This is a genomic window from Paractinoplanes aksuensis (assembly GCF_024137025.1).
Classification (GTDB): Bacteria; Actinomycetota; Actinomycetes; order Mycobacteriales; family Micromonosporaceae; genus Actinoplanes; species Actinoplanes aksuensis.
Genome location: NZ_JAMYJR010000009.1, coordinates 69,203 through 84,806, shown reverse-complemented (window position 1 = coordinate 84,806; position 15,604 = coordinate 69,203). Strand labels below are relative to the sequence as shown.

Annotated in this window: 16 protein-coding genes and 3 tRNA genes; 12 read left to right on the top strand and 7 right to left on the bottom strand. The window is 70.3% G+C overall.

The window, feature by feature from the left end; translation table 11 throughout:
• The first annotated feature begins 56 nt into the window (after positions 1-56).
• Positions 57-662 carry a TMEM175 family protein gene (locus tag M1L60_RS09370; RefSeq protein ID WP_253236932.1) on the top strand — a complete coding sequence of 202 codons (606 nt, stop codon included), beginning with the start codon at positions 57-59 and terminating at the stop codon, positions 660-662.
• Here the strand turns inward: M1L60_RS09370 and M1L60_RS09365 are convergent.
• From M1L60_RS09365 to M1L60_RS09355, 3 genes are read right to left on the bottom strand one after another with little or no spacing between them, the layout of a single operon-like run.
• On the bottom strand, positions 650-2,284 hold the full coding sequence (locus tag M1L60_RS09365; protein ID WP_253236931.1) for an ArnT family glycosyltransferase: 1,635 nt from the start codon (positions 2,282-2,284) through the stop codon (positions 650-652). The two genes, M1L60_RS09370 and M1L60_RS09365, sit on opposite strands and share 13 nt — an antisense overlap.
• A gap of 9 nt (positions 2,285-2,293) precedes the next feature.
• Positions 2,294-3,964: an AMP-binding protein gene (locus M1L60_RS09360; RefSeq protein ID WP_253236930.1), complete on the bottom strand. Its 1,671-nt coding sequence runs from the start codon at positions 3,962-3,964 to the stop codon at positions 2,294-2,296.
• Between the two features lie 14 nt (positions 3,965-3,978).
• Positions 3,979-4,629, bottom strand: a complete 651-nt coding sequence (locus M1L60_RS09355) for a dioxygenase family protein (protein WP_253236929.1) — start codon at positions 4,627-4,629, stop codon at positions 3,979-3,981.
• Positions 4,630-4,782: 153 nt separating this feature from the next.
• On the opposite strand from M1L60_RS09355, the gene M1L60_RS09350 reads away from it, so the two are divergent.
• The 3 genes from M1L60_RS09350 to M1L60_RS09340 all read left to right on the top strand — a co-directional run bounded on the left by M1L60_RS09350 (position 4,783) and on the right by M1L60_RS09340 (position 8,968).
• Positions 4,783-7,065: a TRAP transporter fused permease subunit gene (locus M1L60_RS09350; RefSeq protein WP_253236928.1), complete on the top strand. Its 2,283-nt coding sequence runs from the start codon at positions 4,783-4,785 to the stop codon at positions 7,063-7,065.
• 10 nt (positions 7,066-7,075) lie between these two features.
• Entirely contained in the window at positions 7,076-8,101 is a 1,026-nt protein-coding gene (locus M1L60_RS09345; protein WP_253236927.1) for a TAXI family TRAP transporter solute-binding subunit, read from the top strand.
• A gap of 102 nt (positions 8,102-8,203) precedes the next feature.
• Positions 8,204-8,968: a DUF6745 domain-containing protein gene (locus tag M1L60_RS09340; RefSeq protein ID WP_253236926.1), complete on the top strand. Its 765-nt coding sequence runs from the start codon at positions 8,204-8,206 to the stop codon at positions 8,966-8,968.
• A 107-nt stretch (positions 8,969-9,075) separates the two neighbouring features.
• Here the strand turns inward: M1L60_RS09340 and M1L60_RS09335 are convergent, their stop codons facing one another.
• Positions 9,076-9,969 carry an LLM class flavin-dependent oxidoreductase gene (locus M1L60_RS09335; protein ID WP_253236925.1) on the bottom strand — a complete coding sequence of 298 codons (894 nt, stop codon included), beginning with the start codon at positions 9,967-9,969 and terminating at the stop codon, positions 9,076-9,078.
• A gap of 384 nt (positions 9,970-10,353) precedes the next feature.
• On the opposite strand from M1L60_RS09335, the gene M1L60_RS09330 reads away from it, so the two are divergent.
• A tRNA-Trp gene (locus M1L60_RS09330) sits at positions 10,354-10,425 on the top strand.
• A gap of 127 nt (positions 10,426-10,552) precedes the next feature.
• On the opposite strand, the gene M1L60_RS09325 is transcribed toward M1L60_RS09330, so the two are convergent.
• Complete coding sequence (locus M1L60_RS09325; RefSeq protein WP_253236924.1) at positions 10,553-10,939, bottom strand: VOC family protein; 387 nt, start codon at positions 10,937-10,939, stop codon at positions 10,553-10,555.
• Positions 10,940-11,009: 70 nt separating this feature from the next.
• Between M1L60_RS09325 and M1L60_RS09320 the strand changes: the two genes are divergently transcribed.
• The 6 genes from M1L60_RS09320 (at position 11,010) to M1L60_RS09295 (ending at position 13,197) form a co-directional block, all read left to right on the top strand.
• A tRNA-Met gene (locus M1L60_RS09320) sits at positions 11,010-11,081 on the top strand.
• A 4-nt stretch (positions 11,082-11,085) separates the two neighbouring features.
• Positions 11,086-11,160: transfer RNA gene (locus tag M1L60_RS09315), tRNA-Arg, on the top strand.
• A gap of 42 nt (positions 11,161-11,202) precedes the next feature.
• Entirely contained in the window at positions 11,203-11,595 is a 393-nt protein-coding gene (locus M1L60_RS09310) for an ArsR/SmtB family transcription factor (RefSeq protein ID WP_253236923.1), read from the top strand.
• Complete coding sequence (locus tag M1L60_RS09305) at positions 11,592-12,047, top strand: SRPBCC family protein (protein WP_253236922.1); 456 nt, start codon at positions 11,592-11,594, stop codon at positions 12,045-12,047. The genes M1L60_RS09310 and M1L60_RS09305 overlap by 4 nt, the downstream gene beginning before the upstream one ends.
• The gene (locus tag M1L60_RS09300) at positions 12,040-12,456 is read left to right on the top strand and encodes a DUF6069 family protein (RefSeq protein WP_253236921.1); all 417 of its coding nucleotides are present in this window, start codon (positions 12,040-12,042) and stop codon (positions 12,454-12,456) included. Before M1L60_RS09305 ends, M1L60_RS09300 begins: the two co-directional genes overlap by 8 nt.
• 39 nt (positions 12,457-12,495) lie before the next feature.
• Entirely contained in the window at positions 12,496-13,197 is a 702-nt protein-coding gene (locus M1L60_RS09295; protein ID WP_438862092.1) for an ArsR/SmtB family transcription factor, read from the top strand.
• Positions 13,198-13,224: 27 nt separating this feature from the next.
• Here the strand turns inward: M1L60_RS09295 and M1L60_RS09290 are convergent, their stop codons facing one another.
• Positions 13,225-13,920: a TetR/AcrR family transcriptional regulator gene (locus M1L60_RS09290; RefSeq protein WP_253236919.1), complete on the bottom strand. Its 696-nt coding sequence runs from the start codon at positions 13,918-13,920 to the stop codon at positions 13,225-13,227.
• A 27-nt stretch (positions 13,921-13,947) separates the two neighbouring features.
• Here M1L60_RS09290 and M1L60_RS09285 point away from each other — a divergent pair, with 27 nt between their 5' ends.
• Positions 13,948-14,769 carry an alpha/beta fold hydrolase gene (locus tag M1L60_RS09285; protein ID WP_253236918.1) on the top strand — a complete coding sequence of 274 codons (822 nt, stop codon included), beginning with the start codon at positions 13,948-13,950 and terminating at the stop codon, positions 14,767-14,769.
• On the opposite strand, the gene M1L60_RS09280 is transcribed toward M1L60_RS09285, so the two are convergent.
• On the bottom strand, positions 14,753-15,538 hold the full coding sequence (locus M1L60_RS09280; RefSeq protein ID WP_253236917.1) for an SDR family NAD(P)-dependent oxidoreductase: 786 nt from the start codon (positions 15,536-15,538) through the stop codon (positions 14,753-14,755). The genes M1L60_RS09285 and M1L60_RS09280 overlap by 17 nt on opposite strands.
• Between the last annotated feature and the right edge of the window lie 66 nt (positions 15,539-15,604).

Sequence of the window (15,604 nt, the reverse complement as noted above, 5' to 3'; positions counted from 1 at the left end):
CCGCCGTCGGGGACGAGGAATCAAAGAAAGAGCAAAGGAAGTAATGTCCGTGGACCATGACGGCTCCGAACGACGCCGAGGTCGAGAAGGCCTTGACGGAACGCCTCAAGTTCTTCTCCGACGCGGTCATCGCGATCGCGATGACGCTGCTCGCGCTCGAGCTTCCCGTCCCCGCGGGCGAGACCGCGGGCGAGGTGTGGCGCTCGTTCGGCGAAGGCTGGGAGGAGTACCTCGCCTTCTTGATCACCTTCTGGGTGATCGGTCAGCAGTGGATGAACCACCACTCGTTCCTGCGCTACGTCCAGGGGGTGCCGCATTCGTTCGTCCGGCTCAACCTGCTCTGGCTGCTGACCGTGGTGATCACGCCGTTCGCCATGCGGACGCTGGTCGGCGACGCGTCCTTCGAGTTCGGGTTCACCCTGTACGGGATCGTGCAGGTTTGTTCGGCGCTGATCCGGTTCTTCATGATCAGGAAGATCCGCGCGGACGGTCCGGACGCCTTCTACCGCGACATCCAGCTCCGGCTGATCAGCCTGGCCGTCGTCTTCACAGTGGCGATCCCGTTCGCCTATGTGATCGGCCATTGGGCGTACGCGATCTGGGTCGCCGGCCCGGCCGTGACCGGCGGACTGCGGCGCCTGGTCGCCCGTCAGCGGCGATAGATCGTCATCGAGTAGCCGACCTGGTCGATCGGGGTACTGGTGTCGAGCAGCCGTTCGAGCTGGTTGCGGGCCAGCGCCACCCGCGAGTCGGAGACCACGAGCAGCCCCCGCACCTCGTCGACCGGCACGGTCAGCGGGTTGCGGCTCTCGATGCCGTAGTAGCGGGGCACCCCTGCGCCCTTGTAGACCAGCCAGATCGGCTCGCCCGGGTATTTCGTGCGCAGGCGTTCAGCCAGCCGGGGCAGGTCCTGACCCCAGTCGACGTTCGAGTCGTGCAGATTGTTGTGGGTGTTCGCGGTGCCGCCGAAGGCCTCGTTCGAGTACGGCAGGTAGTACGGGAACGTCATCAGCGAGCTCACCCCCACGAAGGCGACCAGCGCCGTGGCCGGGACCCAGGTCCACCGCCACCGGATAAGCACCACCGAACCGGCCGCGACAGCGAGCAACATCGGCAGGAAGATGATGTAGCGGGTGCCGTAGTCGCGGGAGCCGGTCATCGCGACCAGCATCAGCACGCCGGCCGGCAGCAGCAGGTAGAGCGCGGCGATCCACTTCTTGATCAGCAGGGTGACCACGCCGGCCAGCCAGAGCAGCATCATGCCGAGCGGTGTCTTGATCACCAGCGCGGCCGGCAGGTAGTACCAGAGCGAACCACGGTAGGCGTCGCCCAGCAGGAAGCCGTTGAACGTGCGCGACTCGAACCGGAACTGGATCAGCACCCCGTCCTTGTACGACTGCGGCAGCGGCAGCAGGTCGACAGCGAGCCCTTTGAGCCCGCCCGGATTGTTGAGCCAGCTCGGTGTGGTCCAGCGCAGCCGCGGGTCGACGATCAGATAGACGAGCCACACCACGGCCACCGCGATCAGACCCACCGCGATCGCGCCGAGCACGCGCAGCCCGAGTTCACGCCAAGTGACGCGGGAGAGCCAGGTCGCGCGGGAGCGCAGCGTTCCTATCGGCGCGTGCGCCACCACAGCGGGGGCCAGCAGCGCCATGAGCAAAGCCACGGGTACAGCAGGAAGGGTGCTCATCCGCGTGGCGAGCGCGGCCCCGAGGGCGACACCGGCGAGCGGCAGATACAACCGTGGGTTGTCCCGGGCCCGCCACAGCATCCAGAACGTCACCAGCACCAGCCCCGCGGCCGGCACGTCCAGGGTGGCCAGCGAGCCGTGGGCGATGATGTCGGGCGAGAAGGCGTACAGCCCGAGGGCGAGCAGACCCGCCCACCGCCCGGCCAGGTCACGGGCGAAGAACAGCACCGCCAGCCCGAACAGCAGCGTGAGCACGATGATCGGCAGACGCGCGGCCAGCATCAATTCGGACGGGTTGTTGCCGCTCTCGTAGAGCAGGTGCCGGCCCAGGTAGGTCTGATTTCCCCGGTACGCCGGGTCGAGCTCGGCCCCGGCGAAAAGCAGCCCGGTCGCGATGACCAGCTTGGCCAGCGGCGGATGCTCCGGGTTGTAGAGCACCTGGTGCTGGTCGAGATAGACCTGGGCCGTGGCCACGTAGACCGGCTCGTCGATGGTCGGCGACTGCTGCACGGCCGTGGTGACCATGGCGAACGCCATCTGCCCCAGCAACAGCACCACTGCGAGCGGATAGAGCAGTCGCCGTCGGAGCATCGCGCCAATCTATCCGGCGAATTCTCCGGGCGGCGCGGCGGACGGGTCGGCGTGCTTCTCGAGCTCGGCCGCGCGCAACTCGACCCGGCGGATCTTGCCGGAGATCGTCTTGGGCAGGTCGGCGAACTCGAGGCGGCGGATCCGGGCGTACGGCGGCATGTGTTCCCGGGCGTACGCGAAGAGCGTCTCGGCCGTGGCGGCGTCGGCCGCCCACCCCTCGGCCAGCACGACGTACGCCTTGGGCACCGCCAGCCGCAGCGGGTCGGGCGACGGCACCACCGCCGCCTCGACCACGGCCTCGTGCTCGATCAGCACGCTTTCCAGCTCGAACGGCGAGATCCGGTAGTCGGAGGCCTTGAACACGTCGTCGGTGCGACCCACGTACGTGATGTAGCCGTCCTCGTCACGGGCCGCCACATCGCCGGTGTGGTAAAACCCGCCGGCCATCCGCTCGGCGGTCAGATCGTCGTCGCCGTGATAGCCCACCATCAGCCCGGTCGGCCGTGGGTCGAGCGCCACGCAGATCTCACCCTCGGCCGCCTCGGCGCCGGTGGCCGGGTCGATCAGCGCGATCCGATAGCCCGGCACCGGGCGGCCCATCGAGCCCGGCTTGACCGGCTGTCCGGGTGTGTTGGCGATCTGCACGGTCGTCTCGGTCTGCCCGAACCCGTCCCGGATCGTCACGCCCCACGCCTTGTCGACCTGGTCGATCACCTCGGGGTTGAGCGGCTCGCCGGCCCCGACCACGATCCGTGGCGGTGTGGCCAGCGCCGACAGGTCGGACTGGATGAGCATCCGCCACACCGTCGGCGGCGCGCAGAAGCTGGTGACCCCGCAGCGCTGCATCTCGGCCATCAGCCGGGCCGGATCGAAGCGCGTGTAGTTGTGGATGAACACGCAGGCCTGCGCGTTCCACGGGGCGAAGACGTTGCTCCAGGCGTGCTTGGCCCAGCCCGGCGACGAGATGTTGAGGTGCACGTCCCCGGGCCGCAGCCCGATCCAGTACATGGTCGAGAGGTGCCCGACCGGGTACGACTGATGGGTGTGCTCGACCAGCTTCGGGCGCGCCGTCGTGCCCGAGGTGAAGTAGAGCAGGAGCGTGTCGCTCGCCTGCGTGACGCCGTCCGCCTCGAACCCGACATTTCCGGAATAGGCGTCGGAGAACGCGAGCCAGCCCTCGACCGGCGCGCCGACCGCGATCTTCGTGGCGGCCACCTGGGCAAACTTGCCGGCCGCCGAGGAAGCGGCGATCACGTGCTGGGTGCCGCCCCGCGTGACCCGCTCGGCGGAATCGGCCGGGCCGAGCAGCGGCGTCGCCGGGATCAGCACCGCGCCCAGCTTCATGGCGGCGAGGATCGTGTCCCACAGTTCGGCCTGGTTGCCCAGCATCACCACGATGCGGTCACCCCGGCGTACGCCCTGGGCCCGCAACCAGACCGCGACCTGGTCCGACCGCCGGGACATCTCGGCGAACGAGAACACCTGTTCCGAGCCGTCCTCCTCGACGATCCAGAGCGCGGGCGCGTCGTTGCCCGCGGCGATCACGTCGAACCAGTCGAGGGCCCAGTTGAACTCGCTGAGGGCAGGCCATCGGAACCGGCGCACGGCCTCGTCGTAGTCGCTGCTGTGCTTCAGCAGGAAGTCGCGCGCCGCCCGGAATGCCTCTGTGCCCTCGGTCATCTGAGCCTCCTCGCTCAGATGCTAATCGTCCTCGTCGCCACGAGGCCGCGGCCGAGATCACCCGTGACGGTGGCCATGGCCAGTTCGCCGCCGTCCTCGGTGACCGGCGTGGCCAGCGCGAGGTGGGTGGCGCTCTGCTCGTACCCGGGAACGCCGTACGCCGTCGCGCAGGCGTCGCCCGGCAGCGCCACCTGGCCCGCCGCGCCGGACAGAGCCTCGACATGCAGGTGCGGCCACCGGCCGTCGTGGGCGCCGGGGAAGATCGTCGTGAAGGTGACCCAGCCGGTCTCGTCGGTGATCTGGACGCCGCGCAGGTAGTTGCGCTCGGCCCGGCCGGGGGAGTGCAGCGAGTACGCGCCGTCGCGGTCGGCGTGCCAGAGATACAGCGCGGACCCGGCCAGCGGGCGGCCGGAGTTCGCGCTGACCAGGCGCAGACGCACGGTCAGCGGCACGCCGCGGGCCACCCCGGTGGCCTTGCCGAAGCTGCGGCGCAGATCCCGGCGTACGAGACCCGAGCGCGAGAGGGCGTCCGTGTGCCCCTCGGCCAGGGCGGCCACGGTGACCCCGTGGTCGAGGCTCATCATGCCGCGCCGGCGCATCAGCGCGAAGTCGCGGGCGAACCCCTCGGCCCGCTGCTGTTGCGGCGCTTCCACCTGCACGGTCATACGGCCCCCTCCGGCGACGGTCAGGGGTCCATTACGCCGTCCGGCGGGTGCGGACCGGGTGATCCGACGGGTGCGGGCCGGTTGCGGAGCCGTCCGGTTCGTTACAGAGTCGTGCGGTTACGAAGCGCGACACAGCACGGTACTGTCCGTTCCATGGGTGATGATCGATCTCTTGGTCGCCCCGCCACGGTGGAAGCCCTCCAGGTCGACGACGAGGAACTGCCCGCCCGCGAGCTCAAGGGCCGCATCGGCATGGCCGTCGCCGTCGTCGCCTTCGCGGTCGCCCTGCTGGTGCTGTGGCAGGTGTTCCGCCCGCTCGCCCGGGGCAGCCAGTTCTACCTGATCATCTTCCTGGCCGGCACGCTCCCGCTGGTCTTCCTGGCCTACCGGGCCCGGCTCGGCGGCAACAAGGATCGCCCGACGGTCCTCGACTGGATCCTCGCCACCGCGACCCTGGTCGTCTGCCTCTACCCGGTCAGCCCGCTCGGCGGCGGCTACGACGGCTTCCTCAACCGGCAGGGCCTGCTCGAACCGGCCGACATCGCCTTCGGCGCGGTGCTGCTGGCGCTGGTCGTCGAGGCCTGCCGCCGCACCACCGGGCTGGCGCTCCCGATCGTCTGTCTCGCTTTCCTGGCGTACGGGTACTACGGCGGGCTTCTTCCGCAGAGCTGGCCGATCGCCCACGCCGGGCTCGACTTCTCGCAGATCGTCGACGCGCTCTACAACTCGGGCAGCGGGTTCTACGGCACGCCGCTGGACGTCGCGGCCACGTACATCGTGCTGTTCACGATCTATGGCGCCGTGCTCGACCTCTCCGGCGCCAGCCGCTTCTTCGTCGACCTGTCGGTGGCTGCCTTCCGCAAATCACGCAGCGCGGCCGGACGGACGGCGGTCGCGGCCGGCTTCCTGCTCGGCACCGTGTCGGGGTCGGGCACGGCCACCGCGGTCAGCGTCGGCGCGGTCACGTGGCCCATGCTGCGGCGGGCCGGCTACCCGGCCGAACAAGCGGGCGGCATGCTGGCCGCGGCCGGCGTCGGCGCCATCCTCTCGCCACCCACCCTGGGCGCGGCCGCGTTCATCGTCGCCGAATACCTCGACGTGTCGTACCTGACCGTCCTGGGCTGGGCCATGATCCCGACTGTCCTGTACTACCTGGGCATCCTGCTCGCGGTCGAGATCGACGTCCGCCGCTTCCGGGTCCGTGGGCTCGACCCGCCGCCGGTGAGCACGCTGCGACTGCTGGGCCGGTTCGGCTACCACTTCTCGTCGCTGGTGCTGATCGTCGTGCTGCTCGCGCTGGGTCAGAGCGCGACCCGGGCCGTCGTCTACGCCACGCTGCTGGCCTTCGCGCTCTCGTTCCTCGACCGGCGCTCGTGGCTCACCCCGCCGCGGTTGTTCGGCGCGCTCAGCGCCGGGGTGCGCAGCGTGCTGCCGGTCGTCGCGGTCTGCGCCGCGGCCAGCATCATCACGGCCACCACGACCAAGACCGGGCTCGGCGCCCAGCTGGCGTCACTGCTGGTGCGCGGGGCCCAGGCCGTGACCTCGAACCCGACCGCGGTGCTGGCCCTGACCGTGATCCTGGCCGCGGTGGCGCTGGCCATCCTCGGGCTGGCGGTGCCGGTCACGGCCAGCTTCATCATCGGCTGGGTCATCATCGGGCCGGCCCTGCTGGCCCTCGGCGTCCCGGCGCCGGCCGCGGCCATGTTCGTCTTCTACTACTCGGTGCTCTCCGAGGTCACGCCACCGACGGCCCTGGCCGCGGTCGGGGCGAGCGCGATCACGGGCGGGCGCACGATCCCGACCATGTGGCAGGCGCTCAAGTACGCGTTGCCGGCGTTCCTGGCCCCGATCGCGTTCGTGCTGACCCCGGCCGGCTCGTATCTGCTGGCCCGCGGCCCGTTCCTCGACATCGTCTGGGCCACCGCGGCGGCGATAGTCGGGGTGGCCGCCCTGGCCGTGGCGACCGGCGGCTGGGTGCTGGGCGTGGGCCGGGCCGGCACCCCGAGCCGGGTGCTGGCCGCGATCGCGGGCCTGCTGCTGCTCTACCTCGAGCCGCTGACCATCGGGATCGGCATCGCCCTGCTCACCGTCGCCGTCGGCTGGGCCGCCGTCGACTGCCGCCGCCGTCCCCCACCCGACGACCCAGCACCCGCGCCGACCACCGCCGACCGGTCGCCTCTGCCGGCCACGACCGACCAGCCGCCCGCCGACGAGCCAACTGCCACACCGCCGACGCCGCGCGAGGCGCGAGACGAGACGGATCGTTCCGCGGTGGCCCCGTCCGAGGCGCGAGACGAAACGGATCGTTCCGCAGTGGCCCCGTCCGAGGCGCGAGACGAGACGGAACGGACCGTCTCGTCATCACCGGTTCCGCCCGGTGCTCCACTTCGGAGCAACGGCGACCGCGACACCACGCACACCGAAGATCGGGGTTGATATGAAGCGCATGGCCATGGTTGCCGGGCTCGCTCTCGTCCTCACCGGGGCCGCCTGCGGCGGACGGCAGGACGCCGCCTCCACGGACGCCGGTGGGGAGGTGACCTGCACCGTCGCCAACGAGACGCGGGTCGGCATCGCCACCGGCAACGCGACCGGTGTGTACTTCGCGCTCGGCAACGCGTACGCCGAACAGATCGGCGCCGCCGGCGGCAACGTCAAGGCGACCGCCTCCGAGACCGGCGCGTCGGTGCAGAACATCCAGCAACTCGTGGCGGGCAGCTACGGCGTCGCGTTCTCGCTGGCCGACACGGCAGCCGACGCGATCAACGGCAGCGGCAGCTTCGACAGCAAGCAGCCGATCGCCGCCCTGGCCCGCATCCACACCAACTACACGCAGGTGATCGTGCGCAAGGCGGCCGGCATCAAAGACGTCGCCGGCATGAAGGGCAAGCGCGTCTCGACCGGTTCCCCCAAGTCCGGCACCGAGGTCATCGCCAACCGCCTGCTGACCGCGGCCGGACTCGACCCGGCCCAGGACATCAGCGCCCAGAAGCTCGACCTCACCAAGACCGTGGACGGCATGAAAGAGGGCTCGATCGACGCCCTCTTCTGGTCGGGCGGCCTGCCCACGCCGGGCATCACCGACCTGCTCACCACCTCGGGGGCCCAGGTCGAGTTCCTCGACATCACCCCGCTGCTGCCCGAGATGCAGAAGATCAACGAGGTGTACGAGGAGGGCAGCATCCCGGCCGCGACCTACAAGCTGGCCGCCGACACCAAGACGATCGTCGTGCCCAACGTGCTGCTGGTGAAGGACGACCTGGACGCCGACGTCGCCTGCGTGCTGACCAAGACCCTGTTCGACCGCAAGCCGCAGCTCGAACAGGCCAACGCCGCGGCCAAGGAGATCTCGCTCGACCAGGCCCGCAAGACCGAACCCGTGCCGCTGCACCGCGGATCGGCCAAGGCCCTCGACGATCTCGGGGCACCGAAAGAAACGCTGGACAGTTCGCGCCCTTCCGAGAGAAGCTGAACCCATGATGATCTTCTCTCGGAAGGGCGCGTGCGCCCTCGCGCTTTGATCGCGCCCGCGCGGCGACCGGCCGCGCTTCGTCCGGAACTGTGGGATCGAGCGGTGGAAACCCGCCGCGAGTGGCTCGAGGTGGGGCTCTCCACCAAGCCTGCCGACCACAGCATCTCGGAAGAAACAATCACTTCCCTGTACGCCCGGCACGGCCGTCCCCGGCCGCAGTTCGTCCGGGTGCCGTCGCCCCGCGCGGCCATCCCGTACCTCGACGGCCTGCCCACCCACGACGACCTGCGCGCGTGGCTGGGCGATCGACGGCCACCGGGCCGATGTCCACTGGCCGGCGACATCGCGGCCGGGCTCTCGCACCTGCGCTCGGCCCTGGCCGAGGATCTCACCGAGCCGCCCCCGGAGCGTAAGCCCCTGAAACGCCGCAAAGGCGAGGCGTGGCCCGTCCTGCCGCCCGGCCAGGCTCTCGACTCCGGGTTGCCGTTCCACGAGATGCTGACCCAGGGCGTACGCAATGCGCTGTTCCGCAGTCTGGCCGGGATCTACCTTCCGGTACGGGCGGCGCTGGGTCACGCGGTCGGTGCGGTGCCGGTCGGTTGGTACGGCCAGCAGGACGCCTCCTGGGTCGGCCATGTCGACGCCATCCGGCGCACGGTGCAACCCCACCTGCGACGCGAACGCGAGTTCACCGAATGGTCGGCGCTCACACGCTCGGCCGGCTGGTGGTGGCCCGGCGAGCACCGGTGTGTGCTCGTCGACCGCCCGGTGGTCCTGCGAACCGAACCCGTGCCTCACGCCTGGCACGAGGAGATCCGCCTCGTCTACATCGAATACGCCGACGGCTGGTCGGTGACACCCACATAACCGCCTTCCCGGCCCGGCCCGCGCGGCCGGGCCGGTTCACGGCTCTCGTGAGCGACCCTTGCCGGCCCGCGGGCGGCCGGCGCGAGCAAACGTTCGCACTGGCGGGCTCAGCCTTGGGCGAGCAGAACGCGGCTCTCGGCCAGCACTTCGCATTGTTCGCGCCAGCCCGGGCCGGCCAGGCCGATCACCATGTGGGTGGCGCCGGCCTTCCCGTACGCAGCGAAACGCTCGGCCACCGCGGCCGCCGAACCCGTGACGGGCAGTCCGAGCGCGCTCTCGACCGACCCGCCGTACGTCCCGGCGATGTTGACGGCCAACTCGTGGGCGGTCGGTAATCCGGGCCCCGATCCCAGCGCACCACTCGCACCCACCGTGATGGACGGGGTGGGCCGGCCATGACCGGCCGCCCATTCGGCCAGCCGCTCGGCTCCCTGGGCGACGATGCTCGGGGCGATCAACGACGGGAACCAGGCGTCGCCGTAGCGGGCGGCCCGGCGCAGCGCCGCGTTGCCGATCCAGAACGGCGGCCGGGCCACCGCCGGGAGCAGCCGCACAACCGGCTCACTGGGCTCGTCGGGCAGCGTGACCTCTTGTCCGTCGAGCAGGCTGGGCAACAACTCGAGCGCGTGTTCGGTGCGTCGGCGTCGTTCGGCGTACGGCACACCCGCTGCAGCCCATTGCGTCTCGCCGCCGCCGGAGCCGATGCCCAGGATCAGCCGGCCCTTCGACACGTGTTGCAGGCTGGCGATCTGTTTGGCCGCCCAGGCCAGCGGCCGGATCGCCGGGATGAAGACGCTGGCCCCGATCCGGATGCGGCTGGTGCCGGCCGCGGCCGCGGCGAGCGCCACCGCACAGTCGAGCGACGGCATGCCGGTGGCCAGATGATCCCCGTGCCAGACACTGTCGAGGCCCAGCTCCTCGGCATGACGGGCCGCCGCCGGCAGGTCGAGTTGTTCGCGTTCCTGCACCGCTACCGACGGCAGGATGACCCCGATCTCCACAGCGGAGAGTCTTCACCCTCAACCTCGCTTCAAGTCAACCCACCCGTAAACGGATTGCCCGCTAGATGCGGCGGCCCCTAGTGTTCTGGGTGTCCGCAGGAGCCCCGCCCGAAAGGAGATCGAAGATGCGATGGCGTAACGCCGACCGCGCCGACCTCTGGGTGAGTGCCGCGGAAATGCGCCGGCGAATGCGACGATCCGGCCGCCGATAACCTCGGGCACGCGCCGGGTCAGCCTCGGCCGAGGCGTCCCACGACGAGTGTCGGGGTGTCGTCCCGCAACGAGCGTCGAGGTGCCCTCCCGCAACGAGCGTCGCGGCGCCGTCCCGCGGCGGGTCGGGCGAGCCGGCATGCGCCCCGTTCGGACGGGTGCGGCCATCAACTTACGGGCGTAGCTCAACGGAAGAGCGACGGCCTCCAAAACCGTTAGGTGCGGGTTCGAATCCTGCCGCCCGTGTGCTTTCCACGACCGGGAGCGGCGGCGCAGTGCGGGCCGGCTGCGGCAGTCATGACACTGCCGGGCTAGCTGTCAGGGCATATTTGCGCTACCCCGACAACGTACGGCCGCCGCTCCGGTCGGCTCCTCAACCGTCATCGCGGACGAGACAGAAAGGGTGACCGGCCGGGTCGAGCAGGACCCGCACGTGTTCCTGGGGTTGATCGGCGGCCACCTCGGCGCCCAGCTCCCGAGCCTCGGCCACGGCCGAATCCAGATCCCCGACCTGGAAGTCGAGGTGCATCATCGGTCGCTGGCTACCGTCGACCGGCGGCCAGACCGGCCGCACGTAGTCGGTCGCCTGCTGGAACACGACGAAGTTCGTGCCGTCCGGCCCGGTGGCGAGGACGGTGGTGCCCGGTTCCTCGTGCACCACGGGCCAGCCGACCAGGCCGGTATAGAACCGGGCCAGCGCGGCCGGGTCCGGCGCTTCGACAGCCATGCCCCACCACATGTCCTTTGTCCTTGTCAGCATCCGAGAACCCTAGGACCGGTTGCGGACGTTCCGCTTCCGGAACGAAACGAAAGAACGCCGATCGAAGCACGTCGTCGTAGCTCAGTGGCAGAGCGCCGCCCTCATAAGGCGGAGGCCGGTGGTTCGAGACCACCCGACGACACGACGCCCCCGTGGCGCAGCTGGACAGCGCGCCCGATTACGAATCCTTCAGGACGGGAGTTCGACTCTCCCCGGGGGCACCGATATTGAACTTTCCGGTTCAGTTTCGTACAGTGAACCACGTGGTTCAGCAAGAGGAATTGGATCGGGTGTTCGCCTCGCTCTCCGATGCGACGCGGCGCGGCATCCTGGTGCGGCTCGGGGAGGGCCCGGCCACGATCGGCGAGCTCGCCGAACCGTCCGGCATGACCCTGACCGGCATGAAAAAACACGTCCAAGTGCTCGAGGGCGCGGGTCTCGTCGTCACCGAGAAGGTCGGCCGCAGCCGGCAGTGCCGTTTGGCGCCGGCCCCGCTCGACCAGGCCATGGCGTGGATCAGCTTCTACCAGCGGCTCTGGGCCCGTCGTCTCGACGGCCTCGACGCCTATTTCACCCTGCGCGCCGGCGCGGCCGAACAAGGCCCGGCCCAAGATCGCGGCGCCACCGACCGAAGCCAGAAGGAGCAAGAGACATGACGCTCGACATGCGTATCACCCGGGAACTGCCGGCCCCGCCGGACGAGGTGTTCGACGCGTACACGGATGCCGAGAAGCAGAAGATCTGGTTCAGCATCCTCGACGAGGAACCGGGCATCGTCGAGATCGAAGTCGACCTGCGCGTCGGCGGGCAGCAGACCGCGGTCTGGGGGCCCAACCGCGACACGCTGTTCCGCGAGACCCAGACCTTCCTCGAGATCGACCGCCCCCACCGCCTGGTCACCGAGTCGACCGGCTCCAGCCCGGACGGCATGGAAATGACCACCCGCATCGAGATCACCTTCGAGGAGAAGGGCGACGGCACGCTGATGACCGTCGTGCAGAGCGGCTTCCCGGTCCCCGAGGTCCGCGACTTCTTCGTCGGCGAGGTCTGGCAGGGCGCCTTCGCCCGCCTCGAGGCCTTCCTGCGGCGCGAGAAGCCCGGTGCGTAACCGTCCGGCGATCATCGCCCTGGCCGCCGCGGCGGCGATCATCGTCAACCTGATCGTCCACGCGGCCGGACGCGCCGCCGGTGGCAGCTTCCGCTTCACGAATGGCGGCGTCACCAACGAGGTCGACGCCGTCACCGTGGCCGGCTTCAGCGCCGTGCCGCTGCTGATCGGACTGCTCGTGGTCGCAATGCTCAGCCGTCTCGGCCCGTGGGTGGCCCGGGTGGCCGTGGTTGTGGCTCCCGTACTGGCCGTGGTCACGATTTTCGTCATGACGGTGCCGGCCGACCTCGACCGTGCGAGCACAGTCGCGCTGGCCCTCTGCCACCTGACGTTGATCCCGATCAGCGTCAGGGCGATCCGGCTGATCAGCGGCGCCGCCGCCCGGCCCGCCCTGGCTCCCACCGGGTGACGTTCGGTTCGGCCGGCGCCGAAGTGTTTCCGGCGCACACTGGGGAGCATGACCACGGCCCGGGATCTCGCTGCGCTCGCCGGGCTGCTCGCCGACGAGACGCGGGCCGGGATGTGCCTCGCTCTGCTCGACGGGCGGGCCTGGACGGCGGGCGAGTTGGCGCGGCACGCGGGGGTCGCGCCCTCCACCGCCACCGAGCACCTGCACCGGCTGGTCAGCGGTGGGTTGCTGGTCGAGCGACGGCAGGGGCGGCACCGGTACGTGCAACTGGCCGACGAGTCGGCCGCGCAGCTGATCGAGGACCTGGCCGGGCGACTCGAATCCCGGCCGGTTCCCGTGGCCGGGCTGCGGGCGGCCGCGGCCAGTGCGGCGTTGCGGCGGGGGCGCACCTGTTACGACCATCTGGCGGGGCGGCTCGGCGTTGCCCTCACGGATGCGATGGCGGCGGCCGGGATGCTGGACCTGGCCGGCGGCTTCGCTCTCACCACGTACGGAAAAACGTTCTTGATCTCGACGATCGGGGCGGAGCCGGGGGCGGGGCGGCGGCCGCTGGCCCGGGGGTGCCTCGACTGGACCGAGCGGCGGCCGCACCTGGCCGGCGTGGCCGGGGCCCGGCTGTGCGACACGTACCTGACGCGGCGGTGGATCACGCGCATCGGTTCCGGCCGGGCGGTACGCCTCACCCCGGAGGGCGGGAAGGCGCTGCACGACCTGCTCGACCTGAACACCGACGGTCTCTGAACGCCGCGAGCAGGGACGTATCGGCTGCTAGGGGCGGGCGTGCCCCAGGCCGACCGCCAGCAGATCGACCGCGGCCACCAGCCCGGCGCGGGGGGCGTCGCGCCAGTCCGGCGTGATCGGGGGCAGATCGGCCGAGAGCGGATAGGAGTTCGGGACCGCCGCCGCGCCGGACTGCCACGCCTCGAGGTCGGCATCGGTCAAGCGGGTGTAGGCGGCCGCCGTCTGTGCGGTCGCGCGGACCGTCGCGTACAGCATGGTCACGGCCGGCGTCCGCGAGCCGGGCGGCACCTCGAACTGCTTGAGGATCGCCAGTAGCGCCTCCATCCAGTCCTGTTCGTTCGGGCCCTGGGTGGCCTGCGCCCACGACCGCTCGGTCAGCCACGGATGCGCGAGATACACCTCGTACAGCGCGGTCGCCCATCCCGTCAGTGCGCCCGCCAGGTGATCGTGCGACGCGGGAAGCGGCGTCAATCGGGACGCCTCGTCCTGCATCAGCGCGAGCAAATTCTCCTTGGTTCCCACGTACGGATACAGCGCCATCGCCGTCTTGCCGAAGTGCGCGGCCACGGCCCGCGTCGACACCGCCTCGAGCCCCGACGCGTCGGCGAGGCTGATCGCCACGGCGAGGATCTCGTCGAGGTCGAGTTGCTGCTTCGGGCCGCGGCGGGGCGTGGGCAGGGTCGCCCCGCGGTGCCGCCAGAGCCTCTTCAGGTGGTCGTCCATAACTCCTGACAGTGTATAGTGTTTCGCATGCCGACTGTGAGACTGCACGACGGATCCACCATCGACGTCCAGGTCCAAGGCGCCGGTCCCGCCATCTTCCTCCCCGTCAGCACGGCGATCCTCGAGGGCGAGCCGGCCGAGGCGATGCGGGCCTGGGGTGCCGACCCCAACAACGGCCACGTCCTCGCCACCGGTCTGGCCGAGGCCGGCTTCCGGGTGACCACGGCCGACTACGAGGGCCACCTCAACCAGCACCCGGCTCCGCTCACCCTGACCGCCGACGCGGTCGCGGCCGACCTGCAAGCGCTGGCCGGCGCCGACCGGTTCGCCTACTACGGCTACTCCTGGCTCGCGCTGGCCGGGCTGCAACTCGCCATCCGTACGAAATGCCTGACTGCTCTGGCCATGGGCGGCTTCCCGCCGCTCGGCGGGCCGTACGAGGCCATGCTCGCCGTCACCCGCTCGGCCCACGCCATGGCGCTCGACCCACCGCCCCCGCCCGCCGGTGGACCCGTGGCCGGCGACTGGGACTCGGTGGCCTTCACCCAGACGCCCGACCAGACCCGGCAGTTCGTCACGCTCTACGAATCGCTCCAGGATTTCGACGAGCGGGCCGTCCACCTCGACATCCCCCGGCTCGCCTTCGCCGGCGCCGAGGACAACATCCAGTACGGCCCGGCCTGGGACAACGCCTACGTCGCCCTGGCCGAGCCGCTGATCGAGAACCGGGACGCCCTGGAACAAGACGGTTGGGAAGTGAGAACTTTCCCGAAGGCCGACCACATGGTCGCCATGCAGGCCGCCACCGTTCTCCCCGTCCTGATCCCGTGGCTCAGGTCGTCACTTTGAGCCAGCCGCCGTCGACGTAATAGGTCGAGCCGACCGAATAGGCGGCCCGCTCCGAGCAGAGGAAGACGAAGAAGTCCGCCACCTCCTCAGGAGTGGCGAACCGTCCGATCGGCGCGTTGTCCTCGGCGATCTTGGCCAGGTACTGCTCCCAGGTCTGCTCGGTGCCGGCCGTCAGCGCCTTCGCGGTCTTGATCCAGTCCCCGGTCATGACCAGGCCCGGGTTCACCGCGTTGACCCGGATGTTGTCCCCGATCAACTCGTTGGCCAGACACTTCGAGAACATGACGAGCGCGGCCTTGGTGGTGTTGTAGATCGGCTCGTAGCCCAGCGGCTGGGTGGCGCAGATCGACGCGTTGTGCAGGATCACGCCCCCGCCGCGGGTCTTCATCTGCGGCGCGATCTCGCGGGCCAGCCGTACGGCCGCCATCACGTGCAGGTCCCAGTAGAACTGCCACTTCTCGTCGGGCGCGGTCAGGATCTTCTCCTCGCTGCCGGTGCCCGCGTTGTTGATGAGGATGTCGGCCCCGCCGAACTCATCCTGTACGGCCGCCGCGACCCGCGCCGCCGCGGCCGGCTCGGTCAGGTCGGCGGCGATGGTCAGCACCCGGACGCCGGAGATCTCCGAGGCGACCTCGCGCAGCCGATCGGCGTCGCGGGCCACCAGCGCCAGCGAGACGCCCTCGGCCGCCAGCCCGCGCGCGATCGCATAGCCGATCCCGGCGTTACCGCCTGTGACCACGGCCACCTTATTTGTGAGACGCAGATCCATCCGCTACTCCGTTCGCGTGCTCGACTGCCCGGGTATCCCCAGCACATTCGCACGATGGCGGGAGGC